This is a genomic window from Vibrio furnissii CIP 102972, assembly GCF_000176175.1.
Lineage (GTDB): Bacteria > Pseudomonadota > Gammaproteobacteria > Enterobacterales > Vibrionaceae > Vibrio > Vibrio furnissii.
In genome coordinates this window covers 694,802-714,605 of record NZ_ACZP01000014.1, presented here as the reverse complement: position 1 = coordinate 714,605, position 19,804 = coordinate 694,802, and the positions used below count along the sequence as shown (strand labels likewise).

Annotated in this window: 17 protein-coding genes; 12 read left to right on the top strand and 5 right to left on the bottom strand. The window is 50.2% G+C overall.

Features of this window, described 5'->3' with window-relative positions:
- Positions 1-7 precede the first annotated feature (7 nt).
- Positions 8-1,225, bottom strand: a complete 1,218-nt coding sequence (locus VFA_RS13420) for an AAA family ATPase (protein WP_004727384.1) — start codon at positions 1,223-1,225, stop codon at positions 8-10.
- Between the two features lie 1,274 nt (positions 1,226-2,499).
- Between VFA_RS13420 and VFA_RS13415 the strand changes: the two genes are divergently transcribed.
- The 4 genes from VFA_RS13415 to VFA_RS13400 all read left to right on the top strand — a co-directional run bounded on the left by VFA_RS13415 (position 2,500) and on the right by VFA_RS13400 (position 6,655).
- Positions 2,500-4,476, top strand: a complete 1,977-nt coding sequence (locus VFA_RS13415) for a replication initiator protein RctB domain-containing protein (protein WP_004727382.1) — start codon at positions 2,500-2,502, stop codon at positions 4,474-4,476.
- A gap of 815 nt (positions 4,477-5,291) precedes the next feature.
- Complete coding sequence (locus tag VFA_RS13410; RefSeq protein ID WP_004727381.1) at positions 5,292-5,489, top strand: PA3496 family putative envelope integrity protein; 198 nt, start codon at positions 5,292-5,294, stop codon at positions 5,487-5,489.
- 160 nt (positions 5,490-5,649) lie between these two features.
- Positions 5,650-5,859: a DUF3283 family protein gene (locus VFA_RS13405; RefSeq protein ID WP_004727380.1), complete on the top strand. Its 210-nt coding sequence runs from the start codon at positions 5,650-5,652 to the stop codon at positions 5,857-5,859.
- A 76-nt stretch (positions 5,860-5,935) separates the two neighbouring features.
- Positions 5,936-6,655 (top strand): YebC/PmpR family DNA-binding transcriptional regulator, encoded by a 720-nt coding sequence (locus VFA_RS13400; RefSeq protein WP_004727379.1) that lies wholly within the window; start codon positions 5,936-5,938, stop codon positions 6,653-6,655.
- 25 nt (positions 6,656-6,680) lie between these two features.
- Here VFA_RS13400 and VFA_RS13395 read toward each other — a convergent pair whose 3' ends face one another.
- Positions 6,681-6,944 (bottom strand): DUF2798 domain-containing protein, encoded by a 264-nt coding sequence (locus VFA_RS13395; protein WP_172475443.1) that lies wholly within the window; start codon positions 6,942-6,944, stop codon positions 6,681-6,683.
- An 86-nt stretch (positions 6,945-7,030) separates the two neighbouring features.
- On the opposite strand from VFA_RS13395, the gene VFA_RS13390 reads away from it, so the two are divergent.
- Together VFA_RS13390 and VFA_RS13385 are read left to right on the top strand one after the other, a co-directional pair.
- Positions 7,031-7,942: a LysR family transcriptional regulator gene (locus tag VFA_RS13390; RefSeq protein ID WP_050780267.1), complete on the top strand. Its 912-nt coding sequence runs from the start codon at positions 7,031-7,033 to the stop codon at positions 7,940-7,942.
- Position 7,943: 1 nt separating this feature from the next.
- On the top strand, positions 7,944-8,819 hold the full coding sequence (locus tag VFA_RS13385; RefSeq protein WP_004727376.1) for an NAD(P)-dependent oxidoreductase: 876 nt from the start codon (positions 7,944-7,946) through the stop codon (positions 8,817-8,819).
- 69 nt (positions 8,820-8,888) lie between these two features.
- Here the strand turns inward: VFA_RS13385 and VFA_RS13380 are convergent, their stop codons facing one another.
- Both VFA_RS13380 and VFA_RS13375 read right to left on the bottom strand, forming a co-directional pair.
- On the bottom strand, positions 8,889-10,550 hold the full coding sequence (locus VFA_RS13380; RefSeq protein WP_004727375.1) for a methyl-accepting chemotaxis protein: 1,662 nt from the start codon (positions 10,548-10,550) through the stop codon (positions 8,889-8,891).
- A gap of 123 nt (positions 10,551-10,673) precedes the next feature.
- Positions 10,674-11,063 carry a thiol-disulfide oxidoreductase DCC family protein gene (locus VFA_RS13375; RefSeq protein ID WP_038151784.1) on the bottom strand — a complete coding sequence of 130 codons (390 nt, stop codon included), beginning with the start codon at positions 11,061-11,063 and terminating at the stop codon, positions 10,674-10,676.
- 426 nt (positions 11,064-11,489) lie between these two features.
- Between VFA_RS13375 and cyoA the strand changes: the two genes are divergently transcribed.
- The 6 genes from cyoA to VFA_RS13345 all read left to right on the top strand — a co-directional run bounded on the left by cyoA (position 11,490) and on the right by VFA_RS13345 (position 16,734).
- A complete protein-coding gene (cyoA, locus tag VFA_RS13370) occupies positions 11,490-12,407 on the top strand; it encodes a ubiquinol oxidase subunit II (RefSeq protein ID WP_049781848.1) in 918 nt (305 codons plus the stop codon).
- 6 nt (positions 12,408-12,413) lie between these two features.
- Positions 12,414-14,453, top strand: coding sequence for a cytochrome o ubiquinol oxidase subunit I (gene cyoB / locus VFA_RS13365; protein WP_038151782.1), 2,040 nt, complete (start codon positions 12,414-12,416; stop codon positions 14,451-14,453).
- Positions 14,443-15,045 carry a cytochrome o ubiquinol oxidase subunit III gene (gene cyoC, locus VFA_RS13360; protein WP_004727371.1) on the top strand — a complete coding sequence of 201 codons (603 nt, stop codon included), beginning with the start codon at positions 14,443-14,445 and terminating at the stop codon, positions 15,043-15,045. Before cyoB ends, cyoC begins: the two co-directional genes overlap by 11 nt.
- Entirely contained in the window at positions 15,042-15,356 is a 315-nt protein-coding gene (gene cyoD, locus VFA_RS13355; RefSeq protein WP_004727370.1) for a cytochrome o ubiquinol oxidase subunit IV, read from the top strand. Before cyoC ends, cyoD begins: the two co-directional genes overlap by 4 nt.
- A gap of 10 nt (positions 15,357-15,366) precedes the next feature.
- Complete coding sequence (gene cyoE, locus VFA_RS13350; RefSeq protein ID WP_004727369.1) at positions 15,367-16,233, top strand: heme o synthase; 867 nt, start codon at positions 15,367-15,369, stop codon at positions 16,231-16,233.
- 144 nt (positions 16,234-16,377) lie between these two features.
- On the top strand, positions 16,378-16,734 hold the full coding sequence (locus VFA_RS13345) for a YibL family ribosome-associated protein (RefSeq protein ID WP_004727368.1): 357 nt from the start codon (positions 16,378-16,380) through the stop codon (positions 16,732-16,734).
- A gap of 63 nt (positions 16,735-16,797) precedes the next feature.
- Here the strand turns inward: VFA_RS13345 and malT are convergent, their stop codons facing one another.
- Positions 16,798-19,506, bottom strand: coding sequence for an HTH-type transcriptional regulator MalT (malT, locus tag VFA_RS13340; protein ID WP_038151779.1), 2,709 nt, complete (start codon positions 19,504-19,506; stop codon positions 16,798-16,800).
- Positions 19,507-19,804 lie beyond the last annotated feature (298 nt).

Sequence of the window (19,804 nt, the reverse complement as noted above, 5' to 3'; positions counted from 1 at the left end):
GTGTTACTTACCCCTGATTAAGTGAAGTCCAGTGTGAATGAAGTACGCGTTCCAGTTCCAGCGCGCTCTTTTGTACCGCATCTTGCGCGGTGGCCAAGGTTTTCTTACCCCCTTCAAAATCGCTGGTGGTTAAGTCAAACACAGTGCTATAGGTGTCGGCACACGTTTCAAAGGCGCGGCTGCGGGGAATGGTTGCCATCATCACTTGATCGCCCAGCAGGTAGTTCATTTCCGTCAGCACGGAGACTTGCTTCTTGTTGTCGTCTTCAAACATGGTCGGCATCAAACGTACAAACTCCAGCCCTTTCCAATCGTCCGGGAACATCTCGTATACGGTTGGCAGGTGTTGGAAGAAGTTCACGGTTGACGCCCAGTCCAGACGCTTGGCCGCACATGGGATCAACAAAGCATTCGACGCATACATCGCGTTCCAAACCAGCGGGTCCACGTGTGGGCCGGTATCAATCATGATCACGTCAAATTCGTCAGCGATTTTGTCAATCAGCTTCTCTTTCAGCAGACGCACGATATCCAGCGACTGATTTTGAGACAGGTATTGCCAAGCTTCGGCGTTAAACATGGCATCTTCTGGGAACGCAGAGATGGTCTTCAAGTTAGGATACTGTGTTGGCAGCATGACGTTCTTTTCCAAAAACGCCTTATCCACTTCAACGTCTTCCGGCACGTTATCCAGCATGATATCGACGGCAGAATAAATGTTACTGTGTTCAGCCAAGCTAATTTGTGGGTTTAAGAACAAACGCAGCGACCCTTGCGGGTCCAAGTCGATCAGGCAGATACGGTAACGCTTGTCGAGATTCAGCGCCAAGCAAGCCGCCAAATGCACAGCCGTCATCGATTTACCGGTGCCGCCCTTCTGGTTTTGGACGTTGATAATCCACGGTTTGTTTTCAGTATTCTTTTTACGCTGATGGAATTTAGGCACGCCCGCCGCATCCATGAGCATGTGCGCTTCCGCCAAAGAAATGGAGTAATGGTTCGCGTTGTTTTTGGTAAATTGATGCCCTGCTTCTTCCATCTTGGCGATGGCTTCATCAAGCTTACGACGCGTCAGTCCTGAACGGGTTTCCATTAAGGCTTTCGACATCGGAGGGAAATGCTCATCACGACGCTCTTCCAATACAATCTCAATGCGGTCCGCTTGAACCTGTTGAGTCAGTTCAGCGAGCGTATAGAGATTATCTATGGTTTGTTCTCTTTTCATAGCCAAATTCCGTAATTAGTGCCTATCAGCAAATAGTACAGCAATATTAACCATATACAACAAAAAGGTGAACAGACAATTTTAGATAAAAATCACATTAAATAGATTTTTAACACGAAATTCATTGAATCATGAAGATTTGCTGAATAAACCGCCCCAAAACTCAGCGGATAAATCCTCTCAAACTGCGTCAGATTTTAAATGTTACATCGTCACTTATTTACATTGTAAACCTCATGAACCACCTCGTGGATAACATCATCTCGATTTCCCACCGGAACGATTAAGTCAAGTGGTTAAATTACGGCGCGTGTCATTTCAATCTCCATTTCGTAACACTCGTTGCATTTCATCAACATGGTGGCGCATCCATACACACTCATGCCATACGCTATACTGATTTGATCCAAAGAGAGCTCTGCCGAAAGCATGATCAAGGGTACTCTCATGATCATGTTTCCGTTTGAAATCTATCGCAAAGGAAGAATGATCAAGGGATTTTAACGCATCACACGTCATCGCCGAACCGTTGTTTCAAAATGATCCAAGATCGGATCAATGATCAAGAGATCATGCGTGCCGGAAGCATGTAAATTTCGCGCTGAATTACGGACGATGTCAGACAGAATAGGGCTTGTGGGCAATTCGCTGTGTCATTGGCCCGCCGCAAGCGCCAATTGAACCAACAGGCCTAGCCTGCCATTCACCATGATCATGCTTTCGTCAATTCGTCGTTTGTGCCTTGTATCACGGCATTCGTCAGTCAACATGCAGACCAACTGCGCGAACGATGGAATCTTGTACGAAAATGGCCTTTTCAGCGCTTCTCTTGATCATGTTTCCGACCCCATGTGTCGATGAAACGACAAAACAGCCCGTCAATAGGGGAGAAGAACTCGACGATGAATCAGGGGGTTGTGGATAAGGTGTGCGTCCACCTTGATCATGGTTTAGGGAATTCGTTGATCATTGATTCGTGATTGTCATGATCATTGATCGGGAAGGGTTTGATCATGCTTTCAATGACTTAATGATCATCGTTTCAGTAAACTCATGATCATGCTTTCGCGTGTCATTTTTAAAAGCATATTGAAAACAGTATGTTACAAGCAACCTTTCACTCGGATCATATAATCATATAGATCACTCTATATCAGAATAATCAAAAAGATCAGTTATTTAAAACCAGCAATTTTTTCTTTATTTATGATCTCTTTTTCTTTATTCTCTTGGAACTATAGCGATATTACGGCTAGTGTGATACGGATCTAATAATGACATCAGAAGAAAAGTTGCTGATCAAAGCACCCAGAAGCCACAAAGATGGTCATCTCTTTGAAGTTTCTGAAACCGCAGTGGACTGGATTGAACAATATCAGCATTTCAAAGGGGTGACGAAGAGTATCGTCGAACTCCTGAATTTGATCTCGCTGCGTGGCTTTCGCAGCAAAGATGGTCTGGTATCCACTACCGAATTGATCGATGCAACCGACGGTCAGTTAACACGGGCGGCCATTCAGCAACGCCTCAGAGCTGCGGTCTCGATCGGGTTATTTAAACAGATCCCAGTGCGTTTTGAAGAAGGCCTTGCGGGCAAAACCATGTTGCACCGTTTCGTCAATCCCAACCAATTGATCTCGGTATTAGGATCCACCAGCTTGGTGACCGAATCGGTCAAGCAAAGTGAAAAGCGCAAACGTTCAAAAGCATTGGCGCAAACGCAGGTCAATCAACGCTTGCTCACCGAGCATGGCTTGAATACGCCGCCAGCGATGAAAGACGAGGCGGATCAGTTTGTGGTTTCGCCCACCAATTGGGCGGGGATTATTGACCAAGCACTGGCACCACCGCGTACGCGTAAAAGCTACCAAAAATCCATGGTGTCGATTTCAGGCACACGTGCAGTGATCGAAACACGATCGTCTAAAAATATCATGACGGTCGACGATCTCATGACCCTGTTTGCGCTGTTCACACTGACGGTTCAATACCACGATCATCACCACGAAGATTATCAGCTCAACGCGAGCCACGTGCCAAACAAAACCCCGCTCTACATCACGGATATTTTGTCGCTGCGCGGCAAAAAGGACAGCGGTCCTGCGCGTGATTCGATTCGTGACAGTATTGATCGCATTGAATTTACCGATTTCCAACTGCATGAACTGACCGGGCGTTGGTTGAGCGAAAACATGCCGGAAGGATTCAAGAGTGATCGTTTCCGTTTTCTGGCGCGCACGATCACCGCTTCGGAAGAAGCGCCCACAGAAGGCAGTGATGGTGAGATCAAGATCAAACCGAACCTGTACATTCTGGTGTGGGAGCCGTCGTTCTTTGAAGAGTTGATGACGCGTGATTATTTCTTCCTGTTCCCGCCAGAGATTCTGAAACAGCACACCTTGGTGTTCCAACTGTACTCCTATTTCCGAAGCCGCATGTCGCGTCGTCATACCGATGTGATGCTGCTGAGCGAGCTGAATCAAAAACTGGCACGCAACATTGAATGGCGTCGTTTCTCGATGGATCTGATCCGCGAGCTGCGCCGTTTGTCGGAAGGCAAAGGCAATGACGATCTGTTTGTGGTCAATCTGTGGGGCTATCACCTGACGATCACCACGTTGATCGACAAAGGCAAGTTGAGCGATTACCAAGTCGACATCAAATGCGATGTTGAGGAAGTGCTGCGTTATTCGCGGGCGAAAACCACCAACGCGGGTAAACGCAACATGGCGCCGACGCTGCCAAACCCACTGCGTCACGAAATGGTGTCGAAACAGAAATTACAAGAGCTATCAGAAATAATCGATGGCGAATTTGAACCGATTCAACGTAAATCCCCGTCACCACGAGGTAAATTGGGCCGTCGCGTGAAGCTGCGTAAGCACTTGGTGGAGATCAACGCAGACGAAATCACCATTACGTTATCGAAATATACCTCTCCAGAGGCCCTAGAACGCAGTATAACGGCTTTAGCGGCGATGACTGGACACGCGCCTTCATCAATCCGAGAAGAGTGTGTAGAGCTGATTGACAAGCTCGATTGGCTGCGTGTGGATGAGAACGTGATCCCGTATGAGACGTTGAGCAAGTTGATCGAGCTGTATAACACCCAAAATGACAACAAGCATTTGTCGATCGAACGTTTGATCTCGGGGCTGGCCGTGCGACGGAAAGTGTGTAAACAGGTACACGAAGGGCATCTTGATGAATCTGTTTTTCGGGCATTAGATGAAGTTGCCATTGGTATTTGAAACGGAAACTACAGTATTGATACACAACGTTGACATATGTCTGACAATGTCAAGCCGTCGAGTGGTTAAAGTTTATCTCGAATAGACAACCTTTTGTCCTATCTGATGAATTAATAGATTGGCTCATATTGTTACATTCGTTCTGAATTAGTTTGCGAGTTCTTCCTGAGAGCTCGCTTTTTTTTGCCTGAAATTCATCTGCTTACCGAAATAGACCGCCTTTACGCCTTGATCATGCTTGCGGATCGCCCGCCGATCAGCGCTTTTCCCTTGATCATGTTTCCTTGTTCCTTATCGCGATCCTGATCCGCTTGTTACAGCGTGCCGTGATTGCGTGCCGTGATCGCGTGGTGTCATGACTCGCTATCATCCCGGCGCCGACGCGAGCATCAAATCACCATGATCATCGTTCCGTCTGTGAGCGGGGAGAAGAAGAGAGGCTTGCCGAGAGGTGGCCTGGAAACCTCCGTTGGGCGTGCTAAAGTCAGAGAAGCATCGCGGGTATTCTCGGTGGTGCAGGTGTGTTTAATATGCCCATTGAGCATGCTAAAAAACTGAATGAAAAATCACCGCTGAGGCTAAGGGACACAAGGGATGGTGAGTGAAGAAGTGAGAGGTTGATCGGCTTCTTTTTTACGCGGGAATCCTTTCAATGTACTTCGACATTTTGGGGAGCGCAAAACATAATTGAGCCATTTGTAGATTAGATGTCTGAATCCTCGTTGGAATCACATTCTTGCTCAAATCTTCTTAACAAGAATTTGGGGCTTTGCTACAGATTACATGTCCCTGGCATGGTTTGTTCGGAGGTTACAATGTCCATTAATTCAATTGACCATGATGAAATGACTAACATCGCAAATAGTTGGGACTTCACGGAAGAAGTCGTCGCTCCACGCCCAATGAAAAATCTGAAATCAGCGGAAGCTCGTCGTCGTATCGAGACACTAAGAGAAATCCGTGAAAGTGGATTAACCATTGAAGAAGCAAAGGAATTGGGCCTGCTTCACTAAGCAGGACCAGTTGGCGAATTGAGAAGGGTGGCGAAAGCCACCCTTTGTATTTTTAATGCTTTTATTGATTAAAGCCGCTTAAACCGACATTTTGACTCTTAATTTTTTCCATTCCTATGATATATTTCGCTCCACGTTTTTATCGACTGTGGGCTTACTAATGTCTTTCAACCTCGCATTGCTAGATGCTTCAGAGAAAAACAAAATAGAACTCGACAAACAGGCTTCTTTTTTAGTTTGGAAGATGAAGCAGGCAAAAAGCGGATCAGAAGAGATCACTAAGCAGCTAACCAAACTGACTTCCGAGCAGGAAAAAGAGTGGTTTCAACATTCGATAGATAAATACAAACGAGTGATGGGCGTGGCATAACGCTTGGCTCTCAGCAGAAGCGAAGACTATCTGCTAAAATCCGTCGCATCAAATTTGAACTAGAGAGAACATCCCGATGGGAAGAAGTTTTGAAGTGCGCAAGGCCTCTATGGCGAAAACTGCAGGCGCAAAAATTAAAGTTTATTCCAAATACGGTAAAGAAATTTACGTGTGTGCAAAGAACGGTGGCAGCGACCCAGACATGAACTTGTCTCTGCGTCACCTGATCACCAAAGCGAAACGCGATCAGGTTCCTGCGCACGTGATTGAAAAAGCACTGGATAAAGCAAACGGCGGCGGCGGTGAAGATTACCAACCAGCACGTTACGAAGGCTTTGGTCCTGGCGGTACAAGCGTGATTGTTGACTGTCTGACTGACAACGGCAACCGTACGTTCCAAGATGTTCGTCAGTGCTTTGTTAAAGTGGGCGCGAAGATTGGTGTGGAAGGTTCTGTATCGCACATGTTCGATCATCAAGCGGTATTCCAATTCAAAGGCGAAGATGATGAAATCATTCTTGAAACGCTGATGATGGATGATGTTGATGTCACTGACGTTGAACTCGAAGATGGTGTGATCACGGTTTTTGCGCCTCACAATGAGTTCTTTAAAACCAAAACAGCACTGAACGCTGCATTCCCTGATCTAACCATTGATGTGGAAGAAATCACGTTCGTGCCGCAAACCCCAACACCAGTGACGGGTGAAGACGCAGAGAAATTCCAGAAGTTCCTTGACCTTCTTGATGACTGCGATGATGTTCAGCAGGTATACCACAACGCTGAAATCGAATAAGCACGCAAAACAAAGAAACCGAGCCTTACGCTCGGTTTTTTTGTCTCTGTTGCTGCGGTTTTTTGACGTGATTGGGCGTGGAAAGCCAATCGGCCAACTTGCGGATCTGCGGCAAGACGGTGAGGTTAAGAAGCAATGCGACCGGCCAGGCCACGCTAAAGCCACTGAGCCACACGGGCGGCCATTGGGCATTGAATCCCAGCTTGTACCCTGACAACACGCCAGACATGATCACGGCCATGACAAACGACGTCATCAGTGCTGTTAGCCAAAACTGTTTTCGACTCATCATTCAGAAGTTTCTCTTTGGTTTCATCTTGGTGATATCTAGGATATAACTGTCCATAACTGAGAAAAATCACCAAGAAAAGAAGTATGAATTCCATATTCGGAAACATTGATGATCTTTACTTGTTCTTCTGTGTGGTGGAAGAGGGCTCGTTGGTCTCGGCGTCAAAGAAACTGAAGTTACCGGTCTCAACCATGTCTCGCCGTTTATCGGCACTGGAATCGCGCCTCAACCTGCGCTTGCTGGAAAAACAGGGCCGAGAACTGGTGGCGACGCAAAGTGGTCAGCAAGCCTTTCTGGCGATTCGCAGTGGCATGGAGAATTTGGAAAGCACTTTCAGCCAAATGCTCTCGGAGAGCCAAGACGTGACCGGCAGCGTCAAATTGGCGATTCCGCATAATTTTTACCGCGCGTTTGTTGGTCGTGTGGTAGAAGAGTTCGTGCGTCAGCATCCAAAAGTGAATGTGGAATTGGCGCTCAGTCAGGAGTCTGTGACGCCGGAAACCAACCGCGATCTGTTGATCACGTTCGAGATTGATCATCTGGAAGGCATGATCGCGCGGCCGCTGTTTCAAGCGCATCACGGCTTTTTTGCCAGCCCAGACTATTTAGCAACATGTGGGCCCGTCACGACGCTGGATCAACTGGAAGCACTGGATTGGATTTCGGTCGATCGCGCACAAGCCGTCCCGGTTTTCAGCGGTGACACGTTCGTGCGCTTGATTCACATCAAGCCCAAATTGGTCGTCAATGATATCCAAGCCATTGCGGGCGCTGTTGAACGCGGGTTGGGCGTGGCGTCACTGCCATATCGCCATGTGTCACCCAGCATGAATATTGTACAGTTATTGCCGGATTATCATCGCAGTGCCAAGCGAGCACATCTGGTTTATCGGGATAGAAAGTATCAGCCCAGGGCGCTGACCTTGTTGGTGGAAGCGTTGCTTGACGCTGTCAGCACACGTGAGCAAGGCGCGCCCGTCGTAAAAGGAGATTAACATGAAAGTCAGTTTTATTGGTTTAGGGGTCATGGGGTATCCGATGGCAGGCCATTTGGTGAGCGCCGGATTTGACGTTTCGGTGTTTAACCGCACGCAGGCAAAAGCGCAGGCATGGGCAGCGCAGCACGGCGGGCGCGCAGCTCCGACTGTGGAAGCGTGTGTGCGTGAGGCGGATGTGGTACTGATGTGTGTCGGCAACGATGACGATGTGCGGAGCATGGCCACCAGCGAACAGGGCGCGTTAGCGTTTATGAAGCCCGGAGCGATTTTAGTCGACCACACCACGACGTCTGCGTTGTTGGCAGAAGAGCTGGGTGCGGCGGCGCAGAACGTCGGTGTTCGCTTTATGGATGCTCCTGTGTCCGGTGGTCAGGCGGGCGCGGAAAACGGCGTACTCACCATCATGTGCGGTGGCGAAGCGGATCTGTTTGATGCACTGCAGCCTGTATTGAACGCGTATGGTCGTTCTTCGGTGCTGATGGGCGGTGTGGGTCAAGGCCAGCGGGCGAAAATGGTCAACCAGATTTGTATTGCGGGGGTGTTGAACGGTTTGTCGGAAGGCTTGATTCTGGCTGAAAATGCCGGGCTGGATATTCCCACGCTGGTTGCGTGTTTGAAAAACGGTGCGGCGGGTTCATGGCAAATGGAAAATCGCGCCGTGACCATGGCAGAGAATAAATTCGACTTTGGTTTCGCCATTGATTGGATGATCAAAGATCTGGGCTTTTGTTTAGATGAAGCTGAGCGTCAGGGCGTGCGTTTACCGATGACCGAAAACACCATCGCAGCCTATCGCAGCCTGTCTGCCAATGGAGAGGGGCGTATGGACACCTCGGTATTGATTAAAGCGGTCAAGCAGGCTGCCAAACAATAGCCCACCTTATCGCGTAAAAAGCCCCCGAATTCGGGGGCTTTTTCATGGCGGTTTACAGTGTAAAACTGGTTAAACTTTAAACCGGGCAACCAGATCATACAGTTCGTGCGCGCGGCCGTTCAGCCCTTGGCTGCCTTGACGGTTTTCATTGGCCAGATCGGCGGATTGGCTACTTTGATCGGAGATCACCACGATGCGCTGTGAAATTTCTTGCCCAACCAAACTCTGCTCCTCGGTCGCCGTGGCGATCAGCGAGTTCATATCCATAATCGTCCCAATCGACTGCTGAATCTGCTCCAGTGCCTTGGCTGCGGCGTTGGCTTCTTGCACCGTGGAGACACTGCGATTTTGGCTGGAATCCATTGCGCGCACCGCTGCGTCGGAGGCGGCTTTCAACTGCTCAATCATGGCGTGAATTTCGCCGGTGCTGTCTTGCGTGCGGCTCGCCAATTTACGCACTTCGTCGGCAACCACCGCAAAGCCGCGTCCTTGATCGCCTGCACGCGCCGCTTCGATGGCGGCATTGAGTGCCAACAGGTTGGTTTGCTCAGCAATGTCTTGAATCACGGCCAGAGATGTTGAAATGTTCTTCACATCGCTCTCCAATTTGGAAATCACGCTGCTCGCTTCTGCGACTTCCTCTGCCAGCGATTGCACCGAGCGCGCTGCGGTATCGACAATGGAATGTGCTTCTTTTGCATTGTCATCCGCCTCTTTGGCCGATTGGGCAGCCTGGCTGGCATTATTGGAAATTTCGTGCGCGGTGGTGGTCATCTCCGTCATGGCGGTGGCAACCTGTTCGGTCTCTTCGCGCTGACCGGAAGCCAAATCATCGACCTGAGTCGCGCGCTGGGTCATGGAGTTAGTTTCGTCCACCACTTGCTGGCCGACCAAGTTCACTCGTTTGATGATGTCTTGCAGGCTGGCGACAAAGGCGTTGAAGTTGTCACTTAACTGGGCAAACTCCGGCACGCTAAAACGTTCCATGCGCGCGGTGAGATCGGCATCGCCGCTGGCAAATGAGCGAATCGACTGATCAAACAGGCGCAGCGGATGCAAAATACTGCGGTTGATGAACATCGCGACAATCCCCACCAGCACCAGAATCACCACACTGACCGTGGTTAACGTCCATAAGCTGTGGGTCAACTTTTCCGACGCCAAGGCTTCCATTTCAGCAATTTCCGCATCGACATCATCGGTGTAGAAGCCGGTGCCGATGATGAGATCCCATTGCGGCAGATAGACGGAATAACTTAATTTGGGTAACGGTTGGCTCTCCCCCGGTTTGGGGAAATAGTAAGTAGTGAAGTCACCGCTTTTGGCATTTTTGATCAGATCTCGCACCAGATAATTGCCTTGCGAGTCTTTCAAGTCCATGAAGTTATCGCCGAGGCCCGTTTGGCCTTTGCCGAGTAGCACACGATTCCCTTGGCTGTCGTAACCAAACAGATAGCCATTTTTACCAAAGGCGATTTCTTGCAGAATGGTTAATGCCTCTTCGCGACTGGCTTGGCGATTTTTTAATGGGGTAAGGGCGCTCTCTGCGATTTGCAAATAGGCTTTCAGCTCTGCTTTTTTCATGTCCATCATCGCTTCGCGCGTGTTGGCCATTTGGGTTTTGCTCAGGCTTTGGGTTTCAGTGAAGGTCAAATACATCATGCTGATGGCAATGATGAGCAGCGGCACGATCGACAAAATGTAGAGTCGATGACGAATGGTTAAACTCATAGCGTTTCCCGTCCAGTAACAAGTGGGTGATGGTCTCGCGTTCTGATGAAGCGATTTATTGTTGTTTTACTCAGTAAGCGTAGCGCAGTTTTTCGACGGGGGAGGGACGTTGATTGGATTTTGTTATTTGGGTCGACATTGACCCTGCGGGCAGCGGCGCTGACCAGTCAGCCAGCCGGAGAGGGTGTAGCGGTGACGCGCAAACCATAAATAGGCGCGATCGGCGAGAGGGCGAATCAAAGACCAGCGCGTGAGGGCATATAGCCACGGTTTTCCAACCAGCGACCATGCCAAATGCAGCGCGTCCAATCCGCGTACCAAGCGACCTTGTGCATCGTAGGCCAGCAAAATACGCTGCGCTTCTTCAAGATCGATCGCCGGATAATCTGCCATGTCGGGGCTGTGGATATCAATCAGCGTGATGCAATTGTGAACATCTTGTTGTTTTAATGCGCACATTTCGCGAAAACAGAGCGGACAGCGCCCATCAAAAAAAATCGTAATTTGTGACATATTTCGAGCTTATTAACTTTTTTTCTTAGCACAAAAGTATGACAGTTTTTGATCTAAATCAAAGAAACTTTTTATAGATAACAGGTGTTTGAGGGGGATATCCCTGTATTAGCAAAGGATTTATTTTACTAATGATTCCATTTATGAAAGGTAAGATTGCAATTTGATCTACTGTGATTCGGGTGTATTGCCCGCATAATGCGCCGGATGTAACAAAATGTTTCCGACTGTGACATTTGTGTTTTGGCGTGAGTTGAATTGTTGGACGTATGTCGATGTTCATGACTTGCGTGCACGCGAATGTTACCTCAAGTAAACATTTGTTCAAGCTCAACACACATAAAAATACTCATAAACATCAACCGCAGATTCCAAAAAGTGCCAACTTTTGTCGGTGGAAATCTGCAAATACAGTCGAGAAAGTCAATGGAAGCCTCAAGATACAAAAACATCTTGTCGAGAGCGGGATTGTTTTTTGCAATTTTGCTCCTCTCAGGATGTCAATCTGCTTTGCTTGATCCCAAGGGCATGGTAGGGGTACGTGAAAAAGAGTTGATCATCACCGCTCTTGTTCTGATGTTGATTGTCGTCATCCCCGTGATTCTGATGACAATTTACTTCTCCTACAAATACCGTGCGAGCAACACTGACGTAGAGTACACACCAGAATGGTCTCACTCGACCAAAATCGAAGTGGTGGTTTGGACGATTCCAATCATCATCATCGCGATTTTGGGTGTGATTACCTGGCGTTCTACGCATGAGCTGGAGCCATCCGTCCCACTCCAAAGCGACGTCAAACCGATGACGATTGAAGTGGTGTCACTGGACTGGAAATGGCTATTCATCTATCCAGAGCAGCAGATTGCTACCGTCAACTACGTCGCATTCCCGAAAGATGTTCCGGTGAAGTTCAAAATCACGTCTGACAACATCATGAACTCCTTCTTTATTCCGCAACTGGGCAGCCAGATCTACGCGATGCCTGGCATGGTGACTCGTCTGCACCTGATTGCGAACCACGAAGGTGAGTTCAAAGGTATGTCTGCCAGCTACAGCGGCGAAGGTTTCTCTCACATGAAGTTCGTGGCCAATGCATTGCCCGATCAACAGAGCTTCGACAACTGGGTGAACGACGTGAAATCACAGCCAAACAAGCTGCATGATTTCAGCGATTACCAAGCGCTAGCGAAACCAAGTGAAGACGTTCCTGTGACTTACTTCTCCAGCGTGCCTCATGATTTGTTCTCGGCTGTAGTGATGCAGTTTATGGGTTCTCACGACATGGGTGGCGAAGCGAAAGAAGCGCACGGTCATATGAACATGGCAGAACATAAAGGGTAACAAACGATGTTTGGAAGACTAACACTAGATTCCATTCCATATCATGAGCCTATCATCATGATCACGATGGCCGTGATTGCGATTGTGGGCCTTGCGGTCGTGCTGACCATTACGCGTATGGGCAAATGGCAGTACCTATGGAATGAATGGTTTACTTCAGTAGACCACAAAAAACTGGGCTTTATGTACATTGCGGTTGCGATGATCATGTTAATTCGTGGTTTTGCTGATGCCGTGATGATGCGTAGCCAACAATTATTGTCGTCAGCGGGTGAAGCGGGCTACTTGCCGCAGCACCACTACGACCAAATCTTCACTGCGCACGGCGTGATCATGATTTTCTTCGTGGCCATGCCGCTGGTCATCGGTTTGATGAACATCGTGGTGCCGCTGCAAATCGGTGCTCGTGACGTGGCGTTCCCTTACCTGAACAACTTGAGCTTCTGGCTGTTTGTTGTCGGTGTCATTCTGACCAACATGTCGCTGGCTGTGGGTGAGTTTGGCCGTACGGGTTGGTTGGCTTATCCGCCATTGTCGGGCATTGATGCCAGTCCGGGGGTCGGGGTCGACTATTGGATATGGGCGCTGCAGATCTCCGGTGTCGGTACGACGCTGACCGGTGTGAACTTCTTCGCGACAATTCTGCGTATGCGTACGCCGTCGATGCCGCTGATGAAAATGCCAGTATTCACTTGGGCATCGTTCTGCGCCAACATCCTGATCATCATCTCATTCCCGATTCTGACCGTGACCATCGCACTGCTGACGCTGGACCGTTACCTCGGGATGCACTTCTTCACCAATGATATGGGTGGCAACATGATGATGTATGTCAACCTGATTTGGGCGTGGGGTCACCCAGAAGTGTACATTCTGGTGCTGCCAGTGTTCGGTGTGTTCTCAGAAGTGACGGCAACGTTCTCGCGTAAGAAACTGTTCGGCTACACCTCGCTGGTGTGGGCAACGATCGTGATCACGGTTCTCGCGTTTATCGTGTGGCTGCACCACTTCTTTACCATGGGTGGCGGCGCGAACGTGAACGCGTTCTTCGGTATCGCGACCATGATCATCTCTATCCCGACCGGGGTGAAGATTTTCAACTGGTTGTTCACCATGTACCGTGGTCGCATTCAATTCACCACGCCGATGATGTGGACGGTTGGCTTCCTGATTTCGTTCTCTATCGGCGGGATGACTGGCGTTCTGATGGCCGTACCGGGCGCGGACTTCGTGCTGCACAACTCGGTCTTCTTGATTGCGCACTTCCATAACGTGATTATCGGTGGTGTGGTGTTTGGCTGTTTCGCAGCGATCACGTACTGGTTCCCGAAAGCGACCGGTTTCACGCTGAATGAAACTTGGGGTAAACGCGCGTTCTGGTGCTGGCTGACTGGCTTCATTCTGGCCTTCCTACCGCTGTACGCGTTGGGCTTTATGGGGATGACTCGTCGTATCAGCCAGAACATTGACCCTGAGTTCTTCCCGTTTTTGGCGGTGGCTGCCTTTGGTACCGCGATCGTCGCACTGGGCGTGCTGTGTCAGTTCATTCAGATCTACGTGAGTGTGCGTGACCGTAAACAGAACCTAGACCTGACGGGCGACCCATGGGGTGGCCGTACTCTGGAATGGGCAACGTCATCACCACCGCCGTTCTACAACTTTGCCGTGTTGCCAAAAGGCGACGAGTTGGATGCCTTCTGGTACCAGAAAGAGCGTGGTGAACACGATCTGAATAAAGAAGTGGAATACCAGCCAATTCACATGCCGAAAAATACGCCAACGGGTATGTACGTTTCTGCATGGGCGCTGATCTTTGGTTTCGCGATGATTTGGTACATCTGGTGGCTGGCGGCGATTGGCTTCATCGGTATCGTCGTGACCAGTATCAAGCACAGCTTCAATGAAGACCTCGACTACTACGTTCAGGTGGATGAAATTAAAGCGATTGAAGAAGCGCATCGTCAACGTGCCGCGCAAGCGACAGCGAACCCAGCGTCTGGCGACCAGGGTGACGATGAAGATATGGAGGTGACCTATGCACGCTAATGCTCACAGCGCACATGACCACGATCACCACGACACCGGTGGCATCAAGCTGTTCGGTTTCTGGATCTACTTGATGAGCGACTGCGTTCTGTTTGCAAGCTTGTTTGCAACGTTCGCCGTGCTGTCGAATGCGACCGCAGGCGGTCCAACCGGCAAAGAGCTGTTTGAACTGCCATTCGTTTTTGCTGAAACCATGCTGCTGCTGTTCAGTAGTATCACGTTTGGTTTCGGGATGATTGCGATGAAACGCAAAGACATCGCTGGCCTGAAACGCTGGCTGGCGGTGACCTTCCTGTTGGGTGCTGGCTTTATCGGCATGGAACTGTACGAGTTCCATCACCTGATTGCAGAAGGTGCAGGTCCGCAGCGCAGTGCATTCCTGTCGGCGTTCTTTACGCTGGTGGGCACGCACGGTCTGCACGTGACCTTTGGTCTGATTTGGTTGGCCGTGTGTTACTGGCAGCTGAATACCAAAGGCCTGAACGACATGATGGAAACCCGCTTTAACTGCTTAAGCTTGTTCTGGCACTTCCTCGATATCGTTTGGATCTGTGTATTCACCATCGTCTACCTACTGGGAGTAATGTCATGAGCAACCAACATGTAGATTCTGGTAAAAGCGATTACATCAAGGGCTTTATTGCGTCACTGATCCTGACCATTATCCCGTTCTACTTTGTCGCGACTCAAAGCCTGCCTGAAGCGGTGACTTTTGCACTGATGTTTGGTTGTGCGATTGTGCAAGTGTTTGTGCACTTTGTGTACTTCCTGCACATGGAAACGCGTACCGAAGATGGCCGTTGGAACCTGGTGTCTTTGATGTTTACCGCCCTTGTGGTCCTGATCTTGATTGGTGGTTCAATCTGGATCATGTGGAACCTCAACATCAACATGATGATGTAGTAGGTCATCTATGATCAAAGGTTACATCTCTATCACCAAGCCGGGCATCATCATCGGTAACCTGATCTCAGTCGCTGCGGGGTACTTCCTCGCAGCGAAATCTGAGGCGGCCGATGTGGCTTTGCTGGCATACACCTTGGCGGGTGTGGCAATGGTGATTGCGTCAGGCTGTGTGGTGAACAACATTTTCGATCGTGATATCGATTTGCGAATGGATCGCACCCGTGGCCGCTTGCTGGCGCAAGGGGAAATCAATGTTGACCACGCGTTTGTTTACGCCATCGCTCTGCTGCTCGGCGGCACGGCTCTGCTTTATCGCATGGCGAACCCGCTGTCCACCGTGGTGGTGTTGCTGGGATACGTGTTTTACGTGTTCTTCTACACCATGTGGTACAAACGCACCTCGGTGTACGGCACGTTAGTCGGCAGCGTCTCTGGCGCTGTACCACCGCTGGTGGGTTACTTGGCTGTCACCAACTACATCAGCTTGGAAGCGGTACTGCTGTTTGCACTGTTCTGCCTGTGGCAGATGCCGCATTCTTATGCGATTGCGATGTTCCGTATGCAAGATTACAAGGCTGCTGGCATTCCTGTATTGCCGGTTGTCTCTGGCATTGAAAAAGCACGCAAACACATGATCGCGTATGTGGTGGCATTCAACTTGGTGGCTTTGGCTTTATTCCTGCTTGGGGAGTGTGGCTATGAGTACCTGGTGATTGCGGCTGCCGTATGCTTCATGTGGACCAAAGTGACTTTCAAACCGGTGACCGAAGACAACTATGTCGCGTGGTCAAAAACGGTGTTTAAAGTGTCACTGCTGGTGGTGATGGGCATCAGTTCTGTGCTTGGCTTGGAACTGATTCCTCTGATTATCTAGCTTACAACCCGTCACAAGCTCAAAGGCGCCCTTTCTGGGCGCCTTTTCTTTTCTGCGGTCGCGGAATATTTGTTGGTGAGAAAACCGTTACGCATTGGCGCATTGTGCTATACTCCGTGCCCGATCTACAAAGAGGGTTTTTCCATGAGTCTAAAAAACGACATTCAACAAATGCATAACCGTCTCGATACCTGCCGTCACAAGTTGGATGCTGCTAAGACTCGCGGCGATGACGCGATGATCAGCAAGTTCACCGATGAGGTGGAAGAGCTGTCGAAGAAGCTGAACGGCCTGAAAGGCAAAAACGATTACGAGACCAATAAAGAGCGTAAGAAACTGGCGGATATGCCTTTCTCGCGCGAAATCACCAAAGCTGAGCAAGCGGATCTGGGGAAACTGAAAAAATCAGTCAAAGGTCTGGTTGTGGTGCACCCGATGACTAAAGTCGGTAAAGCGCTGCGTTTGGAAGTGATGACCGGATTTGCGCCAAAGCCGTTCTAAGGCGACGCCGCAAACATAAAAAAGAGCCAGCGATTGCTGGCTCTTTGCGTTTCTGAAGGTGGGTTAGTACCCCATCAATTGCAGCAGGTTCTCTGCGGTGCGAATCGCCTCTTTGCGGTTGGCGATGTTGAGCTTTTGATACAGGTTGCGAATGTGGGTTTTGATGGTGGTGCCCGCCACATCCAGCTCTTGCGCGATCTGTTCATTACTAAAGCCAGAGTAGATGAGCCCCAACACCTGCCATTCACGCTGCGTCAGCGGGCTGGTGCGCACTAACTCCGGAATGTTCGGGTGGTTGATGAGCTTCTCGACAAACTCCTCGTCAAAATGCACTGAGCGGCTGCGCTGGGTGGTGGAGATCTCTTTCATCAACTGCTGCGCGCGGTGGCGCTCCAAATCACCCAGCTCAACGCGATGCACTAGTTTTTCCAGCAGATGACCAATCTTGTGTCCATCAACCAGGAAGTTGCCGATCATGCCGGTTTGGTTGGTCAGGCGCAGCGCCTCTTTGATTTTCTCGCGCGCCAACTCTTCTTGGCCACATGTGGTCGCTAGGTTCGCTTCTACAATCAGGTTGCGGTTGATGTCGGTGATGAGCTGGTACTGCTCCGCTTGCGCTTGCATGAAGGTCAGCGTGTGCTGCGCGTCATCAAACTGCTCTAGGTTGATTTGCACGCGTGCAATGTTGCGCCACTGCAATTGAGAGAAGTGGTTGCAGGCGCGTTCTGGGCGTGTGGTGGTTTCGAGCCACGTTTCCATCGCATCCATATCACCACGCGCTTGCCAGTAAAGGATCAGCGACAGCGAGGCGTTCGCCGTCCAGTCGACGTGGTAGTTCGACTGTTTCATTAAATGCTGAATCTGTTCGATAAAGCGGCCGGCTTTATCCAGCTCACCGCGACCAATGGCAATGCGCGCCAGCATGGAATAGCTGTGCAAGTGCTGACTTGGCGAGTGATTGCCAAGCACATCCAGCCCTTTATAGGCGCACTCTTCGGCTTCATCTAACCGGTTCCAGCACCACAGAATTTGCGCGCGAATACGCAGCAAGAATTCGTGCAGCGGCACTTGGTGCAGATGCTGCTCTTCGACCAGTTTGAACGCATTGTCTTGCACTTCGAATGCGGCCTGTACGTACCCTTGTGCGATCAGTATCTCGCTTTGTTGTAGCAGCGCCCACAGTGCCTGATGGTACACCTGATATTGGCGCGCCAGTTTCTCGGTTTGCTGCATCATCGACAGCGCGCGGCTCAGTTGCCCCAGCACGTGATTGACTTCGCCTACCACCGAGGTTGCCACGATGCGGCTGCGATAAATGGTGTTGTCGAGCTGGCTCAGGGCCAGTTCCGCCAGCTCCAAGGCTTTTTCCGGGGCGTTTTGGTTGATGGCCACTTGCGCGCGCAGCGCATTGAACTCCCCTTGTTGCCTGTTGCTTGGCTCGACATTCAGCGCTTTCATCTCTTTGTCGGCGCGGATCAGCATGTCGCCGACATCTTCATAGCGGTGTTGGCTCTGGGCCAGCCAAGCTTGCAGCAGGCATAGCTTCGGTTCGCTGTAGAGCTGCGTGGGTGTGAGCAGGTTAATCGCCGCTTCCAGTACTTCCAATTCGCCTTGGTTGAACATTTTCCAGCCGTACTGAGTCAGAATACTGGCCAGCAGATCGGTGTCTTGCGCAAGGTGGGCATGACGCAGCGCTTGATGTGGTGTGCTGGCTTCCAGCCACGCGCGTGCAGCGGCGCGGTGCAACTCTTGTTCTTGTTGCGGAATGCGCGCCATGCGTTGGTGAGCCAGAAATTCAGCAAACAGATTGTGGAAGCGATACCAGTTTTGCTCGCCTTCCAGCGGGTAGATAAACAGGCCGTAGCGATTGAGCGACTCAATCATACTCAACGCGTCGTCACGTTTGGTGAGGGCGGCGACCAAAGCGTCATTAAAGTGATCCAGCACCGAGCACTGCATCAGGAAGTAACGGGTCTCTTGGTCAAGCAGATCAAACACCTCTTCCACCAAGTAATCCCACAAATGCGCATGGTTAAAGTGCGACACCGATTCGGCGGTTTGCGCCAAGGTGCGTTTTTGATGCTGCGCTTGCAGGGCGATCAACTGCAGCGCAGACGGCCAGCCTTCAACATAATTACGCAGGCTCACGGCCGTGGTGTCGTCGATGCCATCCGCAACGCGCTGATTAAAGAAGCGGGTGGTCTCTTCGTTATCAAACGCCAGCAGTTCGTTGCCGATCTCAATCATCAGGTCGCGCACGCGCAGGTTGGCGGTCCCCAGTGGCGGTGTCATGCGGCTGGTGACCACTAAGGTGAGGTTATCCGGCATGTGCTTGAGGAAAAAGCGCATCGCTTCATGGATCTCTTCATCGGAAATCAGATGATAGTCATCGAGCACCACGAAACACTCGTGATGGAAATTCGACATTTCGGCGAACACTTCACTGAACAGCGAATGCAGCGATGAGAATTGGCGACGCTCGGCCAGCTTTTGCGCATTGGGGCAGCTTTGCGATGTGGCTTTATTCAAGGCTTGCAGCAGATAGTTCATGAAGCGGAACGTGTCGTTGTCGCTTTCATCGATGCTGTACCAACCCACATTGGGTTTGTCTGCCAGCCACTGCGCTGCCATGGTGGTTTTGCCATAACCCGCAGGAGAACGGAACAACACGAGCTTATAGCAAGGCGCTTGTTGCAACAGTTCTAACACGCGCGGCCTGACGATGGCGTTATGCAGCCGTCCGGGGCGAGTTAATTTCGAGGGTATCCACATCGTTGTACTTCCCGTTTCCGTCTCGTGGTAATCAGTAGTGAGGGCTAGCTCACGGTTTAATGATGAAGATGTTACTTGATGTCTTTCCCTACGTTTATTGATCGCCCACGAGATTCCTGCAGGTTTCACACTTCCCGGACAACTACGCCCCAAATTTGTGAGGTTTGTCACCAAAGTGGTGCGTGAGGGCTAAGGTGAAGTGTCCACCCTCTACGATATTTCATGAAATCTGCGTAACGAATGCGAAGATTTTGTGAATCCCGCCGCACATTGAGCAAATGGTTTCAGAGCCAGAAAC

Coding starts and splice junctions, on each gene's coding strand:
- VFA_RS13420 (WP_004727384.1), bottom strand. CDS start 1,225: ATGAAAAGAGAACAAACCATAGATAATCTCTATACGCTCGCTGAACTG.
- VFA_RS13415 (WP_004727382.1), top strand. CDS start 2,500: ATGACATCAGAAGAAAAGTTGCTGATCAAAGCACCCAGAAGCCACAAA.
- VFA_RS13410 (WP_004727381.1), top strand. CDS start 5,292: ATGTCCATTAATTCAATTGACCATGATGAAATGACTAACATCGCAAAT.
- VFA_RS13405 (WP_004727380.1), top strand. CDS start 5,650: ATGTCTTTCAACCTCGCATTGCTAGATGCTTCAGAGAAAAACAAAATA.
- VFA_RS13400 (WP_004727379.1), top strand. CDS start 5,936: ATGGGAAGAAGTTTTGAAGTGCGCAAGGCCTCTATGGCGAAAACTGCA.
- VFA_RS13395 (WP_172475443.1), bottom strand. CDS start 6,944: ATGAGTCGAAAACAGTTTTGGCTAACAGCACTGATGACGTCGTTTGTC.
- VFA_RS13390 (WP_050780267.1), top strand. CDS start 7,031: ATGAATTCCATATTCGGAAACATTGATGATCTTTACTTGTTCTTCTGT.
- VFA_RS13385 (WP_004727376.1), top strand. CDS start 7,944: ATGAAAGTCAGTTTTATTGGTTTAGGGGTCATGGGGTATCCGATGGCA.
- VFA_RS13380 (WP_004727375.1), bottom strand. CDS start 10,550: ATGAGTTTAACCATTCGTCATCGACTCTACATTTTGTCGATCGTGCCG.
- VFA_RS13375 (WP_038151784.1), bottom strand. CDS start 11,063: ATGTCACAAATTACGATTTTTTTTGATGGGCGCTGTCCGCTCTGTTTT.
- cyoA (WP_049781848.1), top strand. CDS start 11,490: ATGGAAGCCTCAAGATACAAAAACATCTTGTCGAGAGCGGGATTGTTT.
- cyoB (WP_038151782.1), top strand. CDS start 12,414: ATGTTTGGAAGACTAACACTAGATTCCATTCCATATCATGAGCCTATC.
- cyoC (WP_004727371.1), top strand. CDS start 14,443: ATGCACGCTAATGCTCACAGCGCACATGACCACGATCACCACGACACC.
- cyoD (WP_004727370.1), top strand. CDS start 15,042: ATGAGCAACCAACATGTAGATTCTGGTAAAAGCGATTACATCAAGGGC.
- cyoE (WP_004727369.1), top strand. CDS start 15,367: ATGATCAAAGGTTACATCTCTATCACCAAGCCGGGCATCATCATCGGT.
- VFA_RS13345 (WP_004727368.1), top strand. CDS start 16,378: ATGAGTCTAAAAAACGACATTCAACAAATGCATAACCGTCTCGATACC.
- malT (WP_038151779.1), bottom strand. CDS start 19,506: ATGTGGATACCCTCGAAATTAACTCGCCCCGGACGGCTGCATAACGCC.